Annotated in this window: 18 protein-coding genes; 5 read left to right on the top strand and 13 right to left on the bottom strand. The window is 64.1% G+C overall.

Features of this window, described 5'->3' with window-relative positions; translation table 11 throughout:
- Positions 1-36 precede the first annotated feature (36 nt).
- From DOM36_RS12400 to ptsP, 3 genes are read right to left on the bottom strand one after another with little or no spacing between them, the layout of a single operon-like run.
- Positions 37-1,878, bottom strand: coding sequence for a PTS fructose-like transporter subunit IIB (locus DOM36_RS12400; RefSeq protein WP_232823821.1), 1,842 nt, complete (start codon positions 1,876-1,878; stop codon positions 37-39).
- Positions 1,875-2,840, bottom strand: a complete 966-nt coding sequence (pfkB, locus tag DOM36_RS12395; protein ID WP_110643274.1) for a 1-phosphofructokinase — start codon at positions 2,838-2,840, stop codon at positions 1,875-1,877. Before pfkB ends, DOM36_RS12400 begins: the two co-directional genes overlap by 4 nt.
- On the bottom strand, positions 2,840-5,749 hold the full coding sequence (gene ptsP / locus DOM36_RS12390; RefSeq protein ID WP_110643273.1) for a phosphoenolpyruvate--protein phosphotransferase: 2,910 nt from the start codon (positions 5,747-5,749) through the stop codon (positions 2,840-2,842). The genes pfkB and ptsP overlap by 1 nt, the downstream gene beginning before the upstream one ends.
- A gap of 286 nt (positions 5,750-6,035) precedes the next feature.
- Between ptsP and cra the strand changes: the two genes are divergently transcribed.
- The 3 genes from cra to DOM36_RS12375 all read left to right on the top strand — a co-directional run bounded on the left by cra (position 6,036) and on the right by DOM36_RS12375 (position 9,562).
- Positions 6,036-7,019 (top strand): catabolite repressor/activator, encoded by a 984-nt coding sequence (cra, locus tag DOM36_RS12385; protein ID WP_110643272.1) that lies wholly within the window; start codon positions 6,036-6,038, stop codon positions 7,017-7,019.
- 111 nt (positions 7,020-7,130) lie between these two features.
- Positions 7,131-9,065, top strand: a complete 1,935-nt coding sequence (locus DOM36_RS12380) for an alkaline phosphatase D family protein (RefSeq protein WP_232823820.1) — start codon at positions 7,131-7,133, stop codon at positions 9,063-9,065.
- Positions 9,062-9,562, top strand: a complete 501-nt coding sequence (locus DOM36_RS12375) for a GNAT family N-acetyltransferase (RefSeq protein ID WP_110643270.1) — start codon at positions 9,062-9,064, stop codon at positions 9,560-9,562. The genes DOM36_RS12380 and DOM36_RS12375 overlap by 4 nt, the downstream gene beginning before the upstream one ends.
- Before the next feature lie 82 nt (positions 9,563-9,644).
- Here the strand turns inward: DOM36_RS12375 and DOM36_RS12370 are convergent, their stop codons facing one another.
- From DOM36_RS12370 to DOM36_RS20110, 8 genes are all read right to left on the bottom strand, one after another.
- Positions 9,645-11,177 carry a SulP family inorganic anion transporter gene (locus DOM36_RS12370; RefSeq protein ID WP_075571460.1) on the bottom strand — a complete coding sequence of 511 codons (1,533 nt, stop codon included), beginning with the start codon at positions 11,175-11,177 and terminating at the stop codon, positions 9,645-9,647.
- Positions 11,178-11,320: 143 nt separating this feature from the next.
- Positions 11,321-11,980, bottom strand: a complete 660-nt coding sequence (locus tag DOM36_RS12365) for a carbonic anhydrase (protein ID WP_157958638.1) — start codon at positions 11,978-11,980, stop codon at positions 11,321-11,323.
- Between the two features lie 526 nt (positions 11,981-12,506).
- Positions 12,507-13,340, bottom strand: a complete 834-nt coding sequence (locus DOM36_RS12360; RefSeq protein WP_110643268.1) for an MOSC N-terminal beta barrel domain-containing protein — start codon at positions 13,338-13,340, stop codon at positions 12,507-12,509.
- A gap of 42 nt (positions 13,341-13,382) precedes the next feature.
- Positions 13,383-13,832 (bottom strand): DUF4385 family protein, encoded by a 450-nt coding sequence (locus DOM36_RS12355; RefSeq protein WP_198651275.1) that lies wholly within the window; start codon positions 13,830-13,832, stop codon positions 13,383-13,385.
- Between the two features lie 216 nt (positions 13,833-14,048).
- On the bottom strand, positions 14,049-16,649 hold the full coding sequence (locus DOM36_RS12350; RefSeq protein ID WP_110643267.1) for a TRAP transporter permease: 2,601 nt from the start codon (positions 16,647-16,649) through the stop codon (positions 14,049-14,051).
- A 258-nt stretch (positions 16,650-16,907) separates the two neighbouring features.
- Positions 16,908-17,882, bottom strand: coding sequence for a TAXI family TRAP transporter solute-binding subunit (locus DOM36_RS12345; protein ID WP_075571488.1), 975 nt, complete (start codon positions 17,880-17,882; stop codon positions 16,908-16,910).
- Between the two features lie 337 nt (positions 17,883-18,219).
- Positions 18,220-18,723 (bottom strand): DUF192 domain-containing protein, encoded by a 504-nt coding sequence (locus DOM36_RS12340; protein ID WP_110643266.1) that lies wholly within the window; start codon positions 18,721-18,723, stop codon positions 18,220-18,222.
- A gap of 35 nt (positions 18,724-18,758) precedes the next feature.
- The gene (locus tag DOM36_RS20110) at positions 18,759-18,923 is read right to left on the bottom strand and encodes a hypothetical protein (RefSeq protein WP_157958637.1); all 165 of its coding nucleotides are present in this window, start codon (positions 18,921-18,923) and stop codon (positions 18,759-18,761) included.
- Positions 18,924-19,470: 547 nt separating this feature from the next.
- On the opposite strand from DOM36_RS20110, the gene DOM36_RS12335 reads away from it, so the two are divergent.
- Positions 19,471-20,340 carry an EamA family transporter gene (locus tag DOM36_RS12335; RefSeq protein WP_075571456.1) on the top strand — a complete coding sequence of 290 codons (870 nt, stop codon included), beginning with the start codon at positions 19,471-19,473 and terminating at the stop codon, positions 20,338-20,340.
- Positions 20,337-20,795, top strand: a complete 459-nt coding sequence (locus DOM36_RS12330) for a GNAT family N-acetyltransferase (protein ID WP_083942021.1) — start codon at positions 20,337-20,339, stop codon at positions 20,793-20,795. The genes DOM36_RS12335 and DOM36_RS12330 overlap by 4 nt, the downstream gene beginning before the upstream one ends.
- A gap of 70 nt (positions 20,796-20,865) precedes the next feature.
- Here DOM36_RS12330 and DOM36_RS12325 read toward each other — a convergent pair whose 3' ends face one another.
- The gene (locus DOM36_RS12325) at positions 20,866-21,726 is read right to left on the bottom strand and encodes an ABC transporter ATP-binding protein (RefSeq protein WP_083942019.1); all 861 of its coding nucleotides are present in this window, start codon (positions 21,724-21,726) and stop codon (positions 20,866-20,868) included.
- On the bottom strand, positions 21,723-22,832 hold the full coding sequence (locus DOM36_RS12320) for an iron ABC transporter permease (protein ID WP_110643526.1): 1,110 nt from the start codon (positions 22,830-22,832) through the stop codon (positions 21,723-21,725). Before DOM36_RS12320 ends, DOM36_RS12325 begins: the two co-directional genes overlap by 4 nt.

Genomic DNA, 22,832 nt, shown 5'->3' with positions numbered 1-22,832 from the left:
TCAGACAATGTAGGACGCGATATCGACGATCGCGAATCAGGATGCCTGGCGAGTCTCCCCGGCAGGTTCGGGCATGGTCGCCATGGCGGACGCGGTACCGACTTCGCCACGCTTGAGCAAGGCGTAGCCGACACCGGTGATCACCGAGCCCGCAGCGATGGCCAGCAGATAGAGCAGCGCCAGGTTGACCGCGTTCGGAATCAGCAGCACGAACAGCCCGCCGTGCGGCGCCATCAGCTTGACCCCGAACCACATCGACAGCGCCCCGGTCACCGCACCGCCGATCATCGATATCGGAATCACCCGCAGCGGATCCTTGGCGGCAAAGGGAATTGCCCCTTCGCTGATGAAGCAGAGGCCCAGCACGAACGACGCCTTGCCCGCTTCGCGCTCGGCCTGCGCAAACCGGCTGCGCCTCAGGAACGTGGCCAGCCCCATGCCGATGGGCGGCACCATTCCCGCGGCCATGATCGCCGCCATCGGCATATAGGTCTCGGTCGACAGCAACCCGACGCCGAAGGTATAGGCTGCCTTGTTGACCGGCCCGCCAAGATCGAAGCACATCATCGCACCGAGCAGCACGCCCAGCAGCACGGCATTGGTCGACCCCATGTTGTTGAGGAACGCCGTCAGTGCCGACAGCAGTGCCGCCACCGGTGTGCCGACCACGTAGATCATGACCAGACCGGTCACCAGACTCGCCAGCAGCGGAATGATCAGAATCGGCTTCAGCGACTCCACGCTGGCCGGCAGCTTGACGTAGCGTGTCACCGCCTTGGCCGAGTAACCGGCCAGGAAGCCGGCCAGAATCCCGCCGATAAAGCCGGCGCCCAGGGTGGAAGCGAGCATACCGCCGATCATGCCGGGCGCGATTCCGGGGCGGTCGGCAATGGAGTAGGCGATATAGCCGGCAAGCACCGGCACCATCAGCGCGAAGGCGGTGCCGCCGCCGATCTGCATCAGCGCCGCCGCCAGCGTCCCCTCCTGCTCGTAGGCCTTGATCCCGAACACGAACGAGAGCGCGATACAGAGCCCGCCCGCCACCACCATCGGCAGCATGAACGAGACCCCGGTCAGCAGATGCTTGTAGAGCCCGCGCTCTTTCGCACTTTTCGGTGATCCGCCGCTGACACTTTTCTCGCCCCCTGCCGACTCCACGCTCGCTTCATCCAGTGCTTTCTGGATCGTCTGCTGCGGTTGCTTGAGCGCGCTGCCGGTAGACGTCCGATAGACCCGCTTGCCCGCAAAGCGCGCGTCATCGACCTCGATATCGCAGGCCAGCAGCACGACATCCGCCGCCTCGATATCCGCCTCGCCGATCGGATTCTGGGCGCCCACCGATCCCTGCGTCTCCACGTGAATCCGGTGGCCGAGCGCCCGCCCGGCCTGCGTCAGCGCCTCGGCGGCCATGAACGTGTGCGCCACGCCGGTCGGGCACGCCGTGACCGCGACGATACGTTTCGGTGCGGCTTTATCGGCGACCGCCATCGTCAGCGGAGCAGCGGGCGGCTCGCTGGCGATGTCGAATGCCGTCGCCTCACGGGCGGCGCGTTCGAGAAAGGCGTCGGGATCCGGCAGCGCCTGCTGGATCGGAGCCCGGTAGAGACGTTTGCCCGCAAAACGTTCTGGCCGGGGCACTCGGGTCGCGGCCACGATGACCAGATCGGCCGCCGCGACGGCCTCCTCCGATACCGGCGTCACCGGCTCGAGTTCGCCATGCATCTCCACCTGGACCTGCCAACCGAGACGCTGCGCGGCCTGCTCCAGCCGTCTCGCGGCGAGAAACGTCGTCGCCATGCCGCTGGGGCAGGCGGTAATCAGAATGACGTTGTGGCGCTCTCCGTTCATCCGCTCCCCGTTCAAGGACTTGCCGTTCATGCCCCCCTCCTCGCGCGCGCTTCGCCGCAGCGGCTGACGCTCGTCTGTTGCAGTAATGTCTGAAAGTCGCTGGCGTGCGGGTCACCGACGCCCACGTGGCGCACCGCCTCCGCCGCCAGCGCCGTCGCCTGGCGTAGCGTCTCCTGCGGTGATAGATCCGCGATCACCCCATGCAGCATGGCGGCCAGCAGCGTATCTCCGGCCCCTACCGTACTTCGGACGTCGATGCTGGGCGGAATCGCCTGCCACTCGCCGCGCCGGCTGATCCACAGCACGCCTTCGGCGCCAAGCGACAGAATCGACTCCTCGATGCCGGCCGCGTGCAGACGCCGGGCGGCATCGACCTGCGTCGTTCGATCCGTCAGCGGGCCGCCGGCCCAATCGGCCAGCTCCTGTTCGTTGGGCTTGGCCGCATGGGGCAATACCGCCAACGCCGCCGCCAAGGCCGGCCCGCTGGTGTCGACCCAGACCGGTATACCGCTGGTCTTGAGCGCCTGGATCAGCGCTGCCAACGCCTCCGGCGTCACGCCCGGCGGCAGGCTGCCGGTGACCACGACGGCAGCCGGGGCGCTGGCATCGCACCGCGCGGTCAGATCGGCGGTCAAATCGGCCAGTGCCTCGGCGGAGACCTCGAGCCCCGGGCCATTGACGTCCGTCACCCGGCCATCATCCTCGGCCAGCTTGGCGTTGATCCGGGTCTCGCCCGGCAGACGCAGGCTGGCGTCCTCGATCCCGTTACGCTGGCAGGCCTGGACGAAGGCCGTGTCGTTGTCCGCGCCCAGGAAACCGGACAACGTGACGCGGTGGCCCAGCGACACCAGTACCCGGGCCACGTTGAGCCCCTTGCCGGCCGCCGCCAGGTGCGACGATTGGGCACGATTGACCGCGCCCGGTTCGAGCTGGGGCAACTGGATCGACAGATCGAGCGCCGGATTGAGCGTCACCACCAGGACATCGGCCATCACAGCGCCTCCAGCGCATCACGCACGGCCTGGCTGGTGGCTTGTGCCAGCGCCGTCTCGGCGTGCAGCCGCGCGGCTTCCTGGGTGAACCCGCGAAGGCGGGCCTTGACCATCGGCACCTGGCGCACCGAGACCGAGAGTTCGTCGACGCCGAGCCCGACCAGCACCGGCACCGCGGCGGCGTCCGAACCCAGCTCTCCGCAGACGCCGACCCACTTGCCCTCGGCATGGGCCGCGTCGACGGTCATCTGAATCAACCGCAGTACCGCCGGGTGCAGGCCATCCGCCTGCGACGACAGCTCGGGATGACCACGGTCGATCGCCAGGGTGTACTGGGTCAGGTCGTTGGTGCCGATGGAGAAGAAATCGACCTCGGCAGCCAGGCTCGGCGCCAGCAACGCGGCGGAGGGAATTTCGATCATCACGCCAACCTGAACGTCAGGGGCGCCGATCTCCTGCTGCAGCCGATCGACGATCGCCTTGGCCTGGCGGTACTCGCCGACATCCTTGACCATCGGGAACATGATCCGCAGCGGGCGGTCGCCGGCGGCGGTCAACAGCGCGCGCAGCTGGGTTTCGAGCACCTCGGGGCGGGTCAACGCCAAGCGAATGCCGCGCAGGCCGAGGAAGGGGTTGTCTTCCGCCGCCACCGGCCAGTAAGGCAGCGGCTTGTCACCACCGACGTCCAGCGTGCGCGCCACCAGCGGGCGGCCGTCGAGAGCATCGAAGGCGCGCCGATACTCGCCGATCTGCGTCTCCAGATCCGGCGCCTCGGGATGCGCCATGAACAGGAACTCGGTACGCAGCAGCCCGACACCCTCGGCGCCCTGCTCGACCGCGTCCGCGGCATGCGCGGTGTTGCCGAGATTGGCGGCGACTTCGATACGACGGCCGTCAGCCGTGCGCCCCTCTTCGAAGCGCAAACCGTGCGCGTCGCGGCGCAACCGTTCCAGTTCCTTGAGCCGCAGTTCGGCACGATCACGTCGCTCGGCACTGGGCCTCACGATCACCCGCCCGAGATCGCCATCGAGGATCAGCTCATCGTCGTTGGCAAGTGTCAGCGCCCTCGCTCCCGCACCCACTACCGCCGGGATTCCCAACGCCCTGGCCAGAATCGCGCTATGCGAAGTGGCCCCGCCCCGAGCCGTCAGTAGCCCGCGCACCTGCGCCGTATCGAGGCGCGCCACGTCGGAGGGGCCGATGTCGTCGGTGACCAGAATGTACGGGCGCTGTGGCGGCGTCGGCAGGGTCACGCCGCACAGCACACCGAGCACGCGGCGCCCCACGTCACGCAGATCGGCAGCACGCTCGGCCAGCAGCCGATCCGCCAGTACTTCCTGGGCGCGGGCGGCGGTATCGATCGCCTGCCACCACGCGGCTTCGGCGCTCAGGCCATCTCGCATGCCCTCGAAGGCGGCTTCGTGCAGTTCGGGATCGTCGAGCATCTCGGCATGCATTGAGAGAATCTCGGCCACATCGCCGCCCTTGGCGGTGCCGATCAGCGCACGTAGCTGATCACGCGCCTCAATCAGACTGGCGCGAAGCCGCTCGCGTTGGCGTTCGGCGTCGCCCTGTCTGTCCGGCATCAGGTCTCGGGCCCGCTCGGGATAGTCGAAACGGGGGGCGCGCATGACGAAGACCGGGGCGATCGCCAGGCCCGGCGAGGCGGCGGTGGCGGGCAGAGCGGTATCGTCGGCGATGGGCGCCTGTGGCGTCTCACCCGCGGGCTCGGCCGTCGCGCCTGCCGCACCGCGCCGCGGGCCATGGCTTGCACTGCCGCTATCCGAGAGTGGCCGGACGGATTCACCGAGTCCGGCGGTGACGGCGGCCACCATCGACGTCAGCGCCATCTCGGCGCCCTCGCCCTCGGCGGAAAAGATCAGTGTCTGCCCACGCCGAGCACCGAGCCCGATGACCTTGGTCAAGCTGGCGGCGGAGACAGTCTCTGCCGCGCCCTCCATCAGGCGCACGCGGACTGGCAGGGACTGCTCGCGGGCCGCCTGAACCAGCAATTTGGCAGGACGTGCGTGCAGGCCGTGGGCGTTGAGAAGCGTCACGCGGGCCGTCTCGGCACGACTCGACTCACCGGACAGACGTGCCAGCACGTGATCGGCATCGGCGTCGACCAGGGCTTCGCCTTCGCCGGCATCCAGCAGATCTGCCAGCCGTCCCAGCAGTTCCCGGTGCGCTTCGCCCTGCGCGGCGACGCAGAAGACCCCGTTGACGGCGCCACGGGCGCCGGTGAACGCTCGCTCCGGCGTAGCCAGTGCCAGCGCTGGCTGGCTGACGCCGACGGAGGCACTGACCAGCCACAGTCCCTGACCGAGGGAGACCGGCTCCTGCTCGGTGATGACGGCAACGAAACGCGCATCGACGCATTCGGCCTGACGCAGCCGCGCAGCTGCCGCCAACGCCAGCTCGAACCGGTCCCGCGCCGGGAATCCCAGGCATAGCGTGCCGGCATCCAGCCGCGCCTTGACCTGCGGCCTGGCGAGCAGCGCGACCATCGCTTCGGCCGTATCGGCCTTGGCCAGCCGTTCGGCCACGCCCTCGTCGTCGAGCACGTGGGTCAAGCGGCGCAGCACGTCGAGATGCTCGTCGCTGGCGGCAGCGATCGCTACCAGCAGGAAGACCCGGTTGCCGTCGTGCCAGGTCACACCGTCGGGAAACTGCAGCAACCGCACGCCGGTTCGATGAATCTGGTCGCGACTCTCCGGCGTGCCGTGAGGGATGGCGATGCCACTACCGAGGAAGGTCGAGCCCTGCGCCTCGCGGGCATGCAACGCGTCGCGATAGCTCGCCTCCACCAGGCCGGCGTCATGCAGCGAGGCGGCAGCCTGATCCAGCGCGTTCTGCCAGCTGTCGGCCTGGCAATTGAGCGCCGCGTCCTGCGGCTGGAGGGTCAGCATAACGATCTCTCCGAAGGGTCATTCGATGCACGCAGCATGGTCCGTCAACGCCTTCCAACGCAATCGACGCTGCGTAAGAGCGGCATTTTGCCGGTTGCTGAATCGTGTCACCTGGATGAGTGACATGCTCGCCGTTCGCGATCGATTTGACAAGCTAGACCTTCGGCGCAAGCGATGCCGGGGCGCTGCGCGTCACGATCGGGCTGGGCCAGAAAAGCCCGACGAGGTATCGTTCCAGGCTGGCCGGATGCCTCCCTATCGATCATCGACGTTGCAGGAGCCTTGCATGAAGCTTGCCGATATCGCCCGTCTGGCCGGCGTTTCCCGAACCACCGCCAGCTATGTGCTCAATGGCCAGGCCAGGACGCGGCGCATCAGCCAGGCCACGGTGGAACGCGTCCTGGCCGTCGCCAGCGCCCACGATTATCGAATCGATGCCCAGGCGGCCGCGCTGCGCGGGGGGGACAGCCGAACCCTGGGCCTGATCGTGCCGGATCTCGAGAACGGCAGCTACGCGCGTCTGGCCAAGCGGCTCGAGCACGGCGCTCGCCGGCAGGGCTACCAATTGCTGATCGCCGGTTCCGACGACGACCCCGGCAGTGAACGCGAGGTCGCAAAGTCGCTGCGCGCTCAGCGCTGCGACGTGTTACTGGTTGCCAGCAGCCTGAGCCCCGAGGATCCGTTCTATGCCGAACTGATGGCACAGGGGCTGCCGGTCATCGCCATCGACCGCCCGCTGGATCCTGAGCGGTTCGTCAATATCGTCACCAACGGCCGCGCCGCCGGCGAGATGTTGACCCGCTCGCTACTGGCCGAGGGTATCTCGGACGTGGTGTGGCTGGACGCGGTGCCGGATCTGTCGATCAGCGCGGAGCGACGACGCGGCTTCCTGGATGCCTTGGTCGACGAGTCCCAATGTCATCCTCGGTGTCTCAGCGGCGAACGCTATGACCGCGATAGCGGGGCACGACTGATGCGCAGCCTGCTGAACGACGGCGGCTTGCCGGATGCCATCGTGACCGCGTCCTACACGCTGATGGACGGGCTGCTCGACGTACTGCTCGAGCACGGCGCCCCTCCCGATACGCTACGACTGGCCACTTTCGGCGATGATCGGCTGCTCGATTTTCTGCCCTGCAAGGTCAACTCGCTACCGCAGGATCATGACCGGGTCGCCGAGCAGACATTGGCGAGAGCCATGCAGGCGGCCCGCGGTGAGTACACCCCCGGGGTGGACGTGATCGACAGAACGCTCAAGCGGCGGCGTTGAGAGCCTGCCTGGCGGCGTGACATCGTGCGTCGCCCCTCGAACGCGCGCTTCATGGTCGCCGTATAGCGGCTGAAGTATGCTTAGCCCATCGACGCTTTCAGGAATGACGACTTGTCAGACGATCTCCCCGACATTCTGGCCGGCCCCCTACTCCGCCGCGCCGCGCCCCGTCGGCTGGTGTTGTGGTTGGCCGCCTCACGCGCCCTCGAACTCCAACTGACGCTGAGCTCTGACGAAGGCGACCGAACCCATGATCTGACAGCGGCGACGACCCGGTTGGCGGTCGGTACCCACGCGCACCTTCATCTGATCGATCTGCAGCTGGACGATCCCCTGCCTCTGGATGTCGTGATTGGCTACGACCTCGCCTATCGTGTGGCTGCGGAAGGGGAATGTTCCGAATGGGAAGGCGCCGGCTGGCGCTCGATGCGCGACTGGGGCGAGTCGCTGTGCTACGACGGTGAGCCGCTGCCGACCCTGGTGTTGCGTTCGCGCTACGACAATTTGCTGCATGGCTCCTGTCGCAAGCCTCACCATCCCAGTCAGGATGGCCTGGTGCGCGCCGATCGCTGGCTGAGCGAGCGCCACCGAGACAGCGCCGCCCGGCCCGCAGCGCTGCTGATGACCGGCGATCAGATCTACGCCGATGATGTGGCCGGCCCGATGCTGGCCGCCATCCATTCGCTGATCGCCCGCCTGGGGCTCCACGACGAGTGCCTGGAAGGCACGGACATCGCCAGCGGCAGCGAGTTGTATGCCCGCGACGAGACCTACTACCACCGAGATGATCTGCTGCCGGCCATTCGATCCACCGAGGCCCTGCGCGAGAAGTTCTTCGGCGGCGTGCGCAAGCCGATCTTCACCACGGCCAGCGCGGAAAATCACCTGATCACTTTCGCCGAGCTGCTGGCGATGTACCTGCTGGTATGGTCCCCGACGCCATGGCGGCTGATCGAGGTGGAGATGCCTCAACTGGCTGCCGAGGAGCTGGACCGTTATCGCGGCGAGCAGCAGCATATCGACGCTTTCGTGGCGGGGCTCCCTGGAGTGGCACGCCTGCTCGCCCATCTGCCCACCCTGATGATCTTCGACGATCACGACGTCACCGACGACTGGAATCTGTCCGCCGCCTGGGAGGCTGCGGTCTACGAGCATCCCTTCTCGCGCCGGATCGTGGGTAACGCGCTCATCGCCTACCTGCTGTGTCAGGGATGGGGCAACGATCCGGACGGTCTGGCCGAACCGCTGGAGGCCTGCCGTGCCTGGATCGACTCGGCCAGCGCCAGTGGCCGGCTCGACTGCGAGAGGCAGAATCAGCTCGTGACGCAGCTGCTCCGGCTCACCGGCTGGGGCTACACGATCGATTCGACGCCCCGACTGGTGGTACTGGACACGCGTACCCGGCGCTGGCGCAGCGAACGCCGCCTGCATCACCCCTCGGGGCTGATGGATTGGGAAGCGCTGAGCGAATTCCAGCAGGAACTGCTCGAAGAACCTTCGGTGATCATCGTCTCCCCGGCACCGATCTTCGGGGTCAAGCTGATCGAAGGCATTCAGCGCGCGTTCACCTGGTTCGGCAAGCCGTTGCTGGTCGACGCGGAAAACTGGATGGCGCATCCCGGCGCCGCGCACACCATGCTCAATATCCTTCGGCACAGCCGCACGCCCCAGCGCTACGTGATTCTCTCCGGCGACGTGCATTACTCCTTCGTCTACGCGATCACCATTCGCCAGCGTCGCAACAGTCCCCGCATGTGGCAGATCACCAGCAGCGGCCTCAAGAACACCTTCCCCGATACCCTGCTCGACTGGTTCGATCGCCTCAATCGCTGGCTCTACGCGCCCTGGTCACCGCTGAACTGGCTCACCAAACGGCGGCGCATGGCGGTGGATCCCTACTATCCCGAGCGCGCCTCGAAAGGCGAACGGTTGTGGAATCGGGCCGGCGTCGGCCAGATTCTGCTCGACGATCAGGGCGCACCGTGCGAAGTGACCCAGCTGGGCTCGGACGATTGCGACACCCGTTTCCACGAGGCCCACCGATGAGCATCCTGCGCGAAGCCAGACTATCGGACCTGCCGGCCATCGAGGCTCTGGTCAAAGCTGCCTACGGCCATTACGTCGATCGCATCGGCAAGATCCCGGGGCCGATACGTGACATCGATGACCACCGCTATGCGCACCATATCGAGGCTGGTCACGTCAGCCTGCTATTCGAGGACGTGACCAGCAAAAAGAGCGTCGATGCGGACAATGGCGATGAGCCGGTGGGTCTTCTGGTATTGATTCCCCAGCCCGATACGCTGCTGCTGGATAACGTCGCCGTCGCTCCCACGGCTCAGGGACGTGGATTCGGCAAGGTACTGATGCAGGTCGCGGAGGCGCGGGCTCGCCAACTCGAATTCGATAGCATCACGCTCTATACCCAGGAGCTGATGCACGACAATCTGGCGATCTACCGACGCTACGGTTACGTCGAAACGCGTCGCGTCAGGGAACGGGGTCTCGACCGCGTCTATTTGCGCAAGCCACTCATCGAATGACACCGGCAGAAAGGCAGCAGCAAAACCGCCGCGTCCTTTACGGCACGCGGCGGTCGGCATTCCGGTCGTCATGATCTACCGATCAGGCGGTGCGGGCGATTCCCGAGGGTTCGACATCGCCGAACGTACCGGTGGTCCCTTCGACGTCGCGCAGTTCGACCACGATCCCCCGGGCCGCTGCATTCTCTACGAAGCGGTCGATATCCTCGCGAATATCCGGATCGATATAGTTGGCACCGATGGCATCGATGATCAGCTCCCCGTTATCCGGCACGGCGTCGAGGCACTGCCGCATCTCCTCGCGATTGAGAAACGAAACGTCCTGCTGGAACTTGAGCAACATGTGCTCACCACGCCGGGTGCAGGCGATTGCCGAGCGGTAACCCGATTGCAGCAGGAAGTAGAGACTGCAGACCAGCCCCACCAGCACGCCCATCAGCAGATCGGTGGCGAGAATCGTGATCACCGTCACGGTGAACGGGATGAACCGACGCATGCCTTCGCGGTATTGATCGAGAAACAGCGCCGGCCTGGCCAGCTTGTAGCCGGTGTGCAGCAGGATCGCTGCCAGCGTCGCCAAGGGAATCAGCTCCAGCCACATCGCCAGGAACGCCACGCTCACCAGCAGCAGGCTGCCGTGGATCAGGCTCGACAGCCGGGTGCGGCCACCGGCATTGGCATTGGCGGAGCTGCGCACGATCACCGCCGTGACCGGCAGCGCGCCGACCAGACCGCAGACCACGTTACCGATGCCCTGTGCCTTCAGTTCACGGTGAGGCGGCGAGTGACGCTTGAGCGGGTCGAGCTTGTCGATCGCCTCGAGACTCAGCAGGGTTTCGAGACTGGCGATGATGGCGATGGTGATGGCGACGGTATAGACCGCCGGATTGGCAAGCGCCTCAAGGTCGGGATGAGTCATCTGCCCGATCAGTTCCGTCGGACCGGATAGTCCGCCCAGGTCGATATGGTGTCCCGCCCCCAGCGCCCAGCCAGGCATCGCACCGCCGACCAGACGATCGATGACGATACTGCCGATGACCACCAGCAGCGGGCCCGGAATCAGCGCCAGCGCGCGGTGGCGTTTGATGATCGGCTGCTCCCACAGCACCAGCAGGCCAAGACTGAACAGCGCGATCAAGGTCGCCAGCGGCGAGATGTCGCTGAACAGCGCCACCGGGTCGGTAATCGCCGGCATGTCGTCCAGCGGGTGACCCAACGCCATCGGGAACTGTCCCAGCACCAGAATCAGGCCGATACCCGCCAGCATGCCCTTGATCACCGAGGTCGGTACGAAGGCACCGATTCGCCCCAGCTTGAACACCCCCATCAGCAGTTGCAGCACCCCGGCCAGTATCACCGCGATCAGGAACGCGCCGAAGCCGCCGAGCTGCTCGATCGCGTCCAGCACGATCACGGTCAATCCCGCGGCCGGACCACTGACGCTGAGCGCGGAGCCGCTGAACATCGTCACGACCAGGCCCCCCACCATACCCGCGACGAGACCTGCGATAGGCGGTGCCCCGGACGCCAGCGCAATTCCCAGACAGAGGGGAATCGCGACCAGGAAGACGACGATCCCCGCCGGGATGTCACGGGAGAGATGTCTAAAGGACAAGGTGCCGGGTTTATCGTGAGGTGTCGACGTCGTCGACGTTGCGGGTATCGTTTGTGTCGATGTCGTCTGCGCGGATGTCGTCTGTCTTGATATCGTCATTGTCGTGTCCTCGAATCCATGAGCCACAGCGTGGAAGGAGTGGGCTAGCCGGCCGCGGCGCGCAGCCAGCTCTGTTGCGCAGGCTCAGCCTCCATCCCATCGGGATCACGACGACAGACCTCTTCCAGAAGCCCGCTCGCCAGATCGTAGACCCACCCATGCAGGCTCGGCGCCCGACGTTCACGCCAGCTATCCGTGACCAGACGCATGCCGGAAAGCCGTTCGACCTGCGCGCTCACGTTGAGCTCGACCACGTGGTCGACCTGCTCGCTCAGCGCCGCGAATGTCTCGAGCTCTGGGCGACGCTCGGCGACCAATCGCTTGACCTGTCCGAGGTGCCTGTCGACGTAGGGCAATGCCTGCAGGGCGTCCCCGCCGCTGACTGTCGCCTGAATGCCGCCGCAGCCGCGATGGCCACAGACGATGATGTGATCCACCTTGAGCGCGTTGATCGCGTACTCGAGCACGCTCGACACGTTGGCGTCCTCTTCATGCACCAGATTGGCGATGTTGCGATGGATGAAGAGTTCACCGGGTTTGGCGTTGCAGATCTGCTCTGCCGGTACGCGACTGTCGCAGCAGCCAATCCATAACGCGGCAGGCGATTGCCCCTGGTGAAGCCGCTGGAAGATTTCCGGATCGGAAGCCTTCATGTCATCGGCCCAGGCCCGGTTCTCGAGTAACAGTCGGTCGAAGAATTGCATGGTGGCACTCCCGTGCGGTGGTGATCGTCGAGTCCCTCGGTCCATCGCAAACCGCTCGATGTTCGAGGGCGATCCAGTGACAAGGATTGTCGGCCTGAGCGCAGCGTCATCTCATCGACTGACGAAAGACTCATGGAACGAACGACGCATGAGACGAAAGGCGCAGGCTGCACTTTTAGTCGTAAGGCGCGGGGGTAGGATCGAGCAAGCAAAAACCGCTTTGCAGGCTGCAAATTTTGTAAGGCTACGTGATTGAATGTTGATTCAGAAAAACGTGATGATGGACACCAGATGACACCAGGTAGTGGCCGAACGGCGAGCGCCGACTGTCAGCAAACGTAAAATGGGGCTTTCAGGGCAGGGACGGTCGTGTAGATGAACCCTGCATGACAGCGGGCTTCATGGGCGGCGACGGGATAGCGGACACATCAAAAATTCAACAACAACTAATGTAACAGAACGCTCGACAACCTGACGCGAAGATGAACCGGTTTACATCCATCATCTCTCTTGCCGAGCATGAACGTTACCGATCGATAACGTTCATTGCCGGTTCACCTTGGCTCGAAAATTCCAGTACCTCGATCGGGTCGTCGACGCCGATCTCACCGCTGTTTTCCGCGACGAGATTCTGCCCGAAATAGACCTTGCCCTTGTCGCCTCGACGATAGCCCGCCAGGGTCTTGAGCGGCTCCTTGTCGGCTCTCTTTTCCCCCTTGGCGGGATCCACCGTCACCATGGCGCATCGGGCACAGGGGGCATCGATCCGGAACGTGACCTCGCCGATCCGGATACGCTTCCAGCGATCCTCCGCGTAGGGCTCGGTGCCGGCCGCGACGAGGTTGGGGCGGAACTGCGCCATCACGTGAGTTCCATCATTACGTCCATTGAGATCCTCCAGAGAGGCCTCGGAAATCAGCAGCAGCGGATAGCCATCGGCAAAACTGACTCGCACGCCGAGCGATTCCCGGTAACGCGGCGAGCGCTCACCCAGCCACAGCAGCCGCGCGGGCTCCCCGGCGGCCTCACTGAACCACTTGTCGAGGGAATCATGAGTGGTCTTGGCCGCAAAGGCATCGGTCCACACTTCGGTATCGAAGGGTTGCACCGAGAACTCCTGGCGCGCCACGTCCACTGGCGGCAGCGTGTTGTGGGTCAGGGTCAGACGCTCCCCGTCGAACTGCGCCCTCACCAACTGAAGTCCGGGATGGGTGCGCGCCGTGAGGAAAGTGCCGTCGGGCTTGACCACCATGAACCGGCGGTCGCCGACAAGGCCTTCTTCCTCGACACGAGCGCGCTGTAGCGATGAGCCAGCGGTGGATTTGATCGGATAACGATGAATGGCGGCAAGCGTTGGCAAGGGGGGCTCCTGTCAAAAAATGATCGCTGGAATCGGGTGGGATCAGCGTTTGGCGGATCTCAGGCGACGCTGGTATTCCCGCTTGGCCCGCTGATAGACGTCATCGGCACGCACCTGATCCAGCTTCTCACGATAGTGCTCGGCAATGCGCGCTTTCTCGGCGTCGGCGTTGCTCGGCTGACGCAGGCGGCCCTCGGCATCCTTCTTGCGCCCGCCGGGATAACGCGCGTAGCGACGCGCACGGGTATAGCCCATCTGAAGGTATTTCCGCGCCATGTCCATGCCCACGAAATCATTTTGTCCACGATAATCGCGATAGCGCGCGTACAGGTCGGCGACGGCCTGCCTGGCATCGGCCTCGTTGCGGATCGCCCATAGCGGAAGCAGTTCACCCTTGTAGGGATGGACATGGAACACACCACGCTCCCCGTGACCGATCCGGTAGCATTCGGGATGCTGGCGATAATCGATGGATGCATCGGGAAAGCCCACGATCACCTCGTTCACATTTGCCGCAGGATGGCTCGACAACAGCGGCGCAGTCGGCCCGTTCGAGAGAATTCATTCGGCAGAGCCGGTTCAGTAACGCTCGTGCAATCGAATCCGCCGGGTAAAACCCTCTGAGTGAAGCCCGCCCGTCACGCCGAGACAAAAAAACGGCCGTCTCGGATGAGACGGCCATCATGTTGCCACGTCTGCCATTCCGCGTCAGGCAGTCGCGATCGGTTCCGGCTTGTTGGCATTGGGTTCACGCCGACGTCGCTGCAACGCGACGACCAACCCGAACAACAGCAGCGCCGGAATCCACATCAACTCCTTCGGCATCTGAGACGTCGGAACGCGCACCGTCACGATCTGCTGATCGAAATCGAAGCCCAGCTTTTCCGCCTGGCTGCCGAAATCGGTCATGTCGACCAGCACCTTGCCGTCTTCTTCCATCAGATGCAGCCCCAGGCTCTGCAGGCGCTCGGCGCCGGTATCGCCTTCGGTCGCCGGCACCTGAATCACGAAACTGGTCGGCGCGCCGTAGGCATCGAAACCATCGATGCGCGTCATCAGATGATCGTTGGGCCCGATGTCGCCCAGCGCCTGCTCGAACTGCGCCGGCGGCACCTCTTGGTAGGGCGCATCGATCATGTCCATCCAGAAGCCGGGGCGGAACAGCGAGAAGGCGATCAGCAGCAGCAGCAGGCTCTCGTACCAGCGACTCTTGACCAGCATGAATCCTTGCGTTGCCGCCGCGAAAATCAGCATAGCCGCCGTGGCCACGATGAAGATGATGACGCCGTGCAGCCAATCGACATTGATCAGCAACAGATCGGTATTGAAGATGAACAGGAACGGCAGCGCCGCCGTTCTCAGGCTGTAGTAGAACGCCTGAAACCCGGTCCGGATCGGATCCGCGCCGGAGATCGCCGCCGCGGCGAACGAGGCGAGTCCTACCGGCGGCGTCACGTCTGCCATGATGCCGAAGTAGAACACGAACATGTGAACGGCGATCAGCGGTACGATCAGGCCATTCTGCTCGCCCAACTGAACGATGACCGGCGCCAGCAGCGCGGAAACCACGATGTAGTTGGCGGTGGTCGGCAGACCCATGCCCAGGATCAGGCTCAGAACCCCGGTGAGCAGCAGCATCAGCAGCAGGTTGCCCATCGATAGTGTCTCGACCAGGTCCGCCAGCACCAGGCCAACCCCGGTCTGGGCAACGGCGCCGACGATGATGCCGGCGGTCGCCGTGGCAATACCGATGCCGATCATGTTGCGGGCGCCATCGATCAGACCGTCCCAGAGGTCCATGCCGCCGCGCTTGATGTCGTTGACCAGATCGCTTTTGCCCCGGAATAACGCGTCGACCGGGCGCTGGGTCAGGATGATGAAGATCATGAAGGCGGTGGCCCAGAAAGCCGAAAGCCCCGGCGACAGACGCTCCACCATCAGACACCACACCAGCACCACGACCGGCAGGATATAGTGCAGCCCCACCATCACGGTGGGTTTGGTGCGCGGCAGCGTGGTGATTGCAGAATTGGGGTCATCGATTTCCAGCGGGGGATAGTTCGAACCCAGCTTGATCAGCCCGACATAGACGGCGGCAAGCAAAAGCGCGATGACCCAAGGCGCGCTCTCGCCCAGCGTAGGCTTGAGCCAGCCGAGGCCGTAATAGACGATGACGGACATCAGCATCAATCCGACCAGACCGGTCAGAAACCCAATAATCTTGTTGAGCCACGGACGCTGCGGGTTGCCGCTGGGCAGCCCCTGCATGCCCGCCTTCATCGCTTCGAGATGAACGATGTAGAGCAGCGCGATATAGGAAATCACCGCCGGCAGAAAGGCATGCTTGATCACCTCGAGATAGGAGATGCCCACATACTCGACCATCAGAAACGCCGCGGCCCCCATGACGGGCGGCATGATCTGACCGTTGACGGAGGAGGAAACCTCGACCGCGCCGGCCTTGGTGGCACTGAAACCGACACGCTTCATCATCGGAATGGTGAAGGTACCGGTGGTCACGGTATTGGCAATCGAAGAGCCGGAAATCAGGCCGGTGAGGCCGGAGGCGACAACCGCCGCCTTGGCCGGACCGCCGCGATAGTGGCCCAGCAGCGAGAACGCCACCTTGATGAAGTAGTTGCCGGCACCCGCCTTGTCGAGCAGCGCGCCGAACAGCACGAACAGGAACACGAAACTGGTGGAGACCCCCAGCGCGATCCCGAATACGCCTTGCGTGGTCAGCCACTGGTGGTTGACCAGACCCGAAAAGCTCACGCCGCGGTGGGCCAGAATGCCCGGCATGTAAGGCCCGGCCAGCGAGTAGACCAGAAAGATCAGCGCGATGATCATCAGCGGCGGGCCGAGCGCGCGGCGCGTCGCTTCGAGCAGCAGCACGATCCCTACCACGCCGACGACCACATCCTGCAGGATCGGCGCGCCGGGGCGTTGTGACAGCTGCGCGTAGAAGAAATAGAGATAGGAGGCACAGAACGCCGCCACGATAGCCAGAATCCAGTCGGGAATCGGCATGCGTTCGCGGGGCGAGCGCTTGAACGCCGGGTAGGCCATGAAGGCGAGAAAGACGGCGAAGGCCAGATGAATGGAACGCGCCTCGGTGGCACTGAAGACACCGAACCCGACGATAAAGGGTAGCGGCGACGCGATCCATAGCTGAAACAGCGACCATAACGCCGCCACACCCAGCAGGATGCGGTTGGGCGTTCCGGTCAGCTTGCGACCACCGGTGTCGGTCGCGGCCAGTTCATCCAGCTTGGCCTGATCGGGGCCGGAAGGCTTGTTGTCGGTCATGAGCAGATCCTGACTTGAGAAAACACTGAATCATTGCCTGCGCTAGCGAATCACTACGTTGCGCCTCATCTCGCACGGCGAGTGAGTCAGCGCTCCCTTGGCAGCCGGTAGGCGATAAGGACATCCACAGGACATCATTCCGCGCTTGATTCGATGCGACGATCGGCGTCGCGGGGTATCGATCCAACGGCGCGGCGGTTGTCACCAACCACCGCGCCAGGTGTCAACGCAATTCCGTCGGAATGGCGCTGTGGGCAATTACAGCCAGCCCTGCTCTTTGTAGTAACGCTTGGCGCCTTCATGCAGCGGTGCGGAAAGACCCTGACTGATCATGTCCTGCGGCGTCAGATTGGCGAAAGCGGGGTGCAGACGCTTGAAGCGATCGAAGTTGTCGAACACGGCCTTGACGGTCTGGTAGACGACTTCATCATCGACATCGGCAGAGGTCACGAAGGTCGCACGCACCCCGAAGGTCTCGACATCGTCCGGATTGCCCTCGTACATGCCGCCGGGAATGGTGGACATGCTGTAGTAGGGGAACTCGTCGACCAGACCCTTGACGACGTCATCGTTCAACGGCACCAGATTGGAGGCGACGGTCGTGGTCGCTTCCTGGATGGCACCGTTGGGATGACCAACGACGTAAGCCATGGCATCGATGTTATTGTCGGCCAGTGCAGACGCCATCTCGGCGGCACCCAGCTCGGACGAGAGCGAGAACACGCTGGTGTCCCAGCCTTCCGCGTCCATCAGCACTTCCATGGTGGCGCGCTGACCGGAGCCCGGATTACCGATGTTGACGCGCTTGCCCTTCAAGTCCTGGATGGAGTCAATGTTGGCATCTTTGCGCGCCAGAATGGTGAGCGGCTCACCGTGCAGCGAAAAGACCGAACGCAGGTTTTCCATCGGCTGGTCGAACTGCGCCTTGCCGTTGTAGGCATTGAACTGGACATCGGACTGCGCGACACCCATGTTCAGTTCGCCGGACTTGATGCCGTTGATATTGGCAACGGAGCCGCCGGTCGAGGGAGCGTTACAGCGGATACCGCTCTCTTCGGCGCTGCGATTGACCATCCGGCAGACGGACTGGCCGACGACGTAGTAGACGCCCGTCTGACCACCGGTACCGATGGTGATGTACTGCTGGTCCTGGGCCATGGCCGGCGTGGAGACCGATACGGCGCCCATCAGGGCAGTGGAGAGAACGGCTGCGGTTAATGCATGGCGTTTCATGCGCATACCTCGAATTGTTTCCCGTTTATTGTGTTGATCGGTTTCCCGACCGCGAAGACGACAGGCTTACCGGCGTGCGTCAGGGTGTTTCGAATCGCACCGTGCCCGCGGACTTATTCTATCCCAACATACCTTATCCCTGACGGCGGGCCATCATATAGCGAGTTTCTGGCCGGCAAAACCGTCGGGCAGGCCGGAATTCAGCGTAGACCGCCGGACCTGACCTATCGGTCAGCGCCAAACCACCACCGCAACGCCAATCTCGATGCGCAAGGAACGCCATCCTCTCCGTGCCTCCTTCATCATCGGCATATCTCATGCGGGAAACGAATGCGCTTCACGGTGATTCCAGCCAGGGCGTGAGCTCGACATGATCGCCAACCTCGATCCCGCGTGCGGCGAAGTAACCGGCGTTGGTTTCCAGAGCGGCCCGAAAACGGGCACCCGCGGGATAGACGGGGCATCGGCTCGACTGCTCGGCGTGACAGGGCGACATCGTCTTGAGCGAGCGGATGACGCCGCCACTGTCCACGAATGCGATGTCCAACGGGATGCGCGTTCGGTACATCCAGTAGGCACTGGTTGCCGGCTGCTCTCGGGGATAAAGAAACAGCATCCCCGCCTCGGCGGGCAATGCCTGTCGCTCCATCAACCCTTTCGCCCGCTCCGCGGCGGTCCGTGCAACCTCGACCTGCAATGTATGCGCCCGCTGGCCGTCGTCGACGGTCAGCGCCTGGCGCGATACGCCATCACCCCAGCTGGGCAGGGCAACCAACATCAGCAGCGCCAAGGCGCCCTGTTTCAGGCCTTGTTTCAGCCCTTGTTTCAGCCCCTTCGCCATCCTGATGCACCTCGCCTTGACGTTCACGCGGACCTTCAAGCCTGCTCTTCTTCTTCGGACTCACGCTGACGCTGGTGGTTCTGAGCCGTCGCCGCCTGACGCGTCACGGATTCACCGTGTCCGAGACGATGATCGATGTAGGACAGCAAGAACAGCTGGGCGACGAGAAAGCAGGTGCAGAAAATGATTCCCTTGATCATGTCTTGAACTCTCGAATGGTGACGGTTTTGGCAGCGGCAAAAAACTGAACGTATTTGTCGCATGTTAGGCGTTGTCTGAAAAGTCGACGAGCGAAGGCAAGGCCGGGGCGCGTAGCTAAGGCAATCATCGGCGACAGGGCAGAGTTCACGGGGTGTCAACGAGCATCTTGACCGGGCTGGCGCACCAGCCGATTTATAACGCCGGATGGGCGAGCGCAGTACTTTTCGGACATGGCCTAGCGCATCAATCGATCAAGGAAATGGCGGTTGGCCTTGCGATCGCTCGCAGCCCCCGGCGTGGCTGCGAGCGATGGCGGCGAGGTAGCCGCCACGACCACTCGATGGCCACCCATTCGACAGGTTCGGTCCGAATGGCTCGATCCGCATGGCTCGATCCGAGATGCTCGGATTGCAGGACCCGGATTGAAGGACCCGCGCAAAATAACCTTGCTCTCGCCGGAGTCACTGAGACAATGGACCATCGCTGTCATCGACGACCGTCTTCAGCGATGCCCTTCAACGACATTTTCAGCGACGAGTATTGCGCGTGCCTCTCAAGGATCTGCTGATCGGCCTCGGCATCATCGCCATCTGGGCCTTCAATATCATCGTGATCAAGGTCGGGATCGAGGATCTGCCGCCCCTGCTGGTGACGGTGCTTCGCTTCATGCTGGTCGCCGTACTGGTCGTGCCCTTTACCCGGATTTCTCGCCAGCAGCTTCCCTGGATTCTGGTTCTGGCGGTGACTTTCGGTGGCTTGCACTTCCCGCTGCTGTTTCTGGGGCTGCATCAGTCGGAAGCCGGTACCGGCGCCCTGCTGGTCCAGATGGGGACGCCGTTCGCCACCCTGCTGGCGGCGATCTTTCTCAAGGAGAAACTGAGCCCGCGTCGGATCGTCGGATTGATCCTCGCCTTCGGTGGTGTCGTCGTGCTGGCCGGCGGCCCCTCGCTGCCACCGCCGGCATCCACCGCCCTGCTGCTCGCCAGTGCGTTCTTCTGGGCCGTCTCGACCATGATCATCAAGCTTGCCCCGCCGATCGCGCCGCTGACCATGACCGGCTGGATATCGCTGTTCGCGATTCCTCTGGTCGCTCTGGGCAGCTGGATATTCGAGGACGACCAATGGCTGGCACTACATCAGGCTGGCTGGGCCGGGTGGGGCGCCGTGGTATATACCGCCGTGATGTCGTCGATTGCGGCTTACGGGCTGTGGTACTGGCTGCTGCAGAAGCACCCCGTCAGCCGGGTGGTGCCATTGACCCTGCTGATGCCGGTTTTCGCCGTCATTCTTGGCGTCTGGCTGCTCGACGACCCGCTGGGGATCAACAAGGTCGCTGGCGGCGCCATGGTCATCGCCGGGCTCGCCGTCATCAACATTCGTTTTCGCCGTTCACGCAAGCCGAGGCCCGTCTCATGAATCACCATGCCCTGCCTGCCATCCTGCCCATGACGCCCGACGATCACGCGGATTTTGCCGCGATGATGAGACGCACGCCCGGCGTGGTCCTCAGAACCGCCGATGGCGCCGAGGCGACACGACGCTATCTGGAGCGCAACCCGGGCTTGAGCTTCGTGGCACGCCCGCCAGACGGACAGGGGATCGTGGCTTGCGCGATGGCGGGGCATGATGGCCGTCGCGGCTATCTGCAACATGTCATGGTCGACCCGGACTATCGCCACCTCGGACTGGCGCGGACGATGGTCGATCGCTGCCTGACGGCGCTGCTCGAGGCCGGCATCGAGAAGGTGCATCTCGATACCCTGGCGGACAACATCGAAGCACATCGTTTCTGGCGGCATCTGGGCTGGGCCGATCGCCGCGACGAGATCGTCAAGTTCTCACGCGTGCTGGTGGAAGATACCAACGCTTGAGCCGGAACGGCCGGCCAGTGAACGGCGACAGGGTGCCCGACTGTCCAGTAGGCGCGATCTCTAGCCGAAGCTAACGCGAATGGCGAGTCGAGCGAATATTGGTCAAGAGCGGACTGCCGGTAGCCGGATCCAGCATCAGGGTGCACTCCACACCGTAGAGGTCGCGCACCAGCTCCGCCGTTACCACCTCGCTCGGCTTCCCGGCAGCGACGATCTTGCCGTCACGCATCGCGACCAAGTAGTCGGCAAAGCGGCATGCGCTGACCAGGTCGTGAACCACCATGGCCAGTGTCTTGCCTGATGCGGCCAGATCCCGGATCAGCTCGAACACTTCCAGTTGATGGCCGAGATCCAGCGCGGAAGTCGGCTCGTCGAGCAGCAGCAGTGGCGTCTGCTGGGCGATCGCCATGGCGATCCAGGCGCGCTGGCGTTGACCGCCCGACATGGCGTCCAACGGGCGGTCGGCGAGTTCATGCAGATCCGCGGCTGTCAGTGCTTCATCGACCACGCGTCGATCCTCTCTCGACCACTGCTTGAACAGGCTTTGATGCGGCTGTCGCCCGAAGCGGATCAGCTCGGCAGCGGTCAACCCTTCTGGCGCATGGGTTTCCTGGGGCAGCAGCGCCAGCCGCTGCGCCATGTCACGGGCCGGTAGACGCTGAATGTCCCGTCCATCGAGCAACACCGTGCCCCGGTGCGGCACATGCAAACGTGCCAGACTCGCCAGCAACGTCGATTTTCCGCAGCCGTTGGGCCCGACGATCGCCGTCACCTGGCCCGCGGGAAGCTCGAGATCGAGCCCCTCGATCACCGTGCGTCGCGCGCTGTTCCGTCCGTAGCTCAACGAGAGCTGGCGTGCGATCAGTGGCGACACAGTCGCTGATGCCGCGTTCGAAGGCGTAACGGAGTTGGTGGCGGCAAACGAGCTCATGACTGAAACCTCGGTGCGGGACGTAATAATATCCAGAGTAGAAACGGCGACCCGACGATGGCGGTCACGATACCGACCGGCACCTCGATCGGAGCCAGCAGCAGCCGTCCGACCAGATCGGAAGCGACCATGATGATCGCCCCGGACAGCGCCGAGGCGATCAACGAAATCCCGCGGTGCGAAGAGAGCTGGCGCGCGATTTCCGGGCCGATCAGCCCGACCAACCCCACCGGACCGGCGACCGCGACCGCCAGTGCCGCCAGCGCTACCGACACCACCAGTGCCAGGTAGCGGCAGCCGCGCACGCGATATCCCAGGCCTTGGGCGACGGCGTCGGAAAAGCGCAGTACCCGCATCGCCCGGGAGAGATAACACGCCGCCAGCAGGCCAATCGCCAGGCCGCACCAAAGCCAGGTCAGTGCGGTGCCATCGCGGGCATTGAGGCTGCCGACAGTCCAGGGATAGGCGGCGTTGGCCGTGTCGATGGCCACTCTTGCCATCAGCAGCTGCGTCAGTGCCCCGAAAACGGCGCCGACGCCGATTCCCGTCACGATGAAGCGATAGCCGCGCGTCCCGACATCATTGGCTAGGGCGAAGGTGATGGCGGTTGCCGTCACGGCCCCCGCCAACGCCATCGGGGGCGGCGCCAGGCTCGTGCCCAGCCCTACCACCGAAGCGACGGCAAACGCTGTCGCGCCGTTGTCGATGCCAACGATCCCGGGCGTGGCCAGACGATTACGAGCAAGCGTCTGCATCAGGCAACCGGAGAGCGAAAATGCCGCACCCGTCGCAACGCCTGCCGCCAATCGCACCAGGCGCAATTCCTGAACAACGAACACGCTCATGGGCTCGCCATGCCCGAACAGGCCTGCCAGGGCCTGACGCGGGCTAAGCGCCACGCTTCCCAGACAGAGCGACAGCAAACAGACCGCCAATAGCACGGCCAGCAATCCGAGACAGGCGAAGCACGCACGACGCTCGATCAGCATCGAATGGTCGCGCCCGCCAAGCGTCCAGCTCAGGCGCCAGGAGCCAGGAGGAGGCGTTACGGCAGTATCATCACGATTCATCGGGCAGGCGGGCGGTGTCAGCGTGTGAGTCTTCAT

This window comes from Salinicola sp. CPA57, assembly GCF_003206035.1.
Lineage (GTDB): Bacteria > Pseudomonadota > Gammaproteobacteria > Pseudomonadales > Halomonadaceae > Salinicola > Salinicola socius.
Note: the sequence above shows the minus strand (reverse complement) of the source record. Positions and strands in the feature narration are given on the sequence as shown.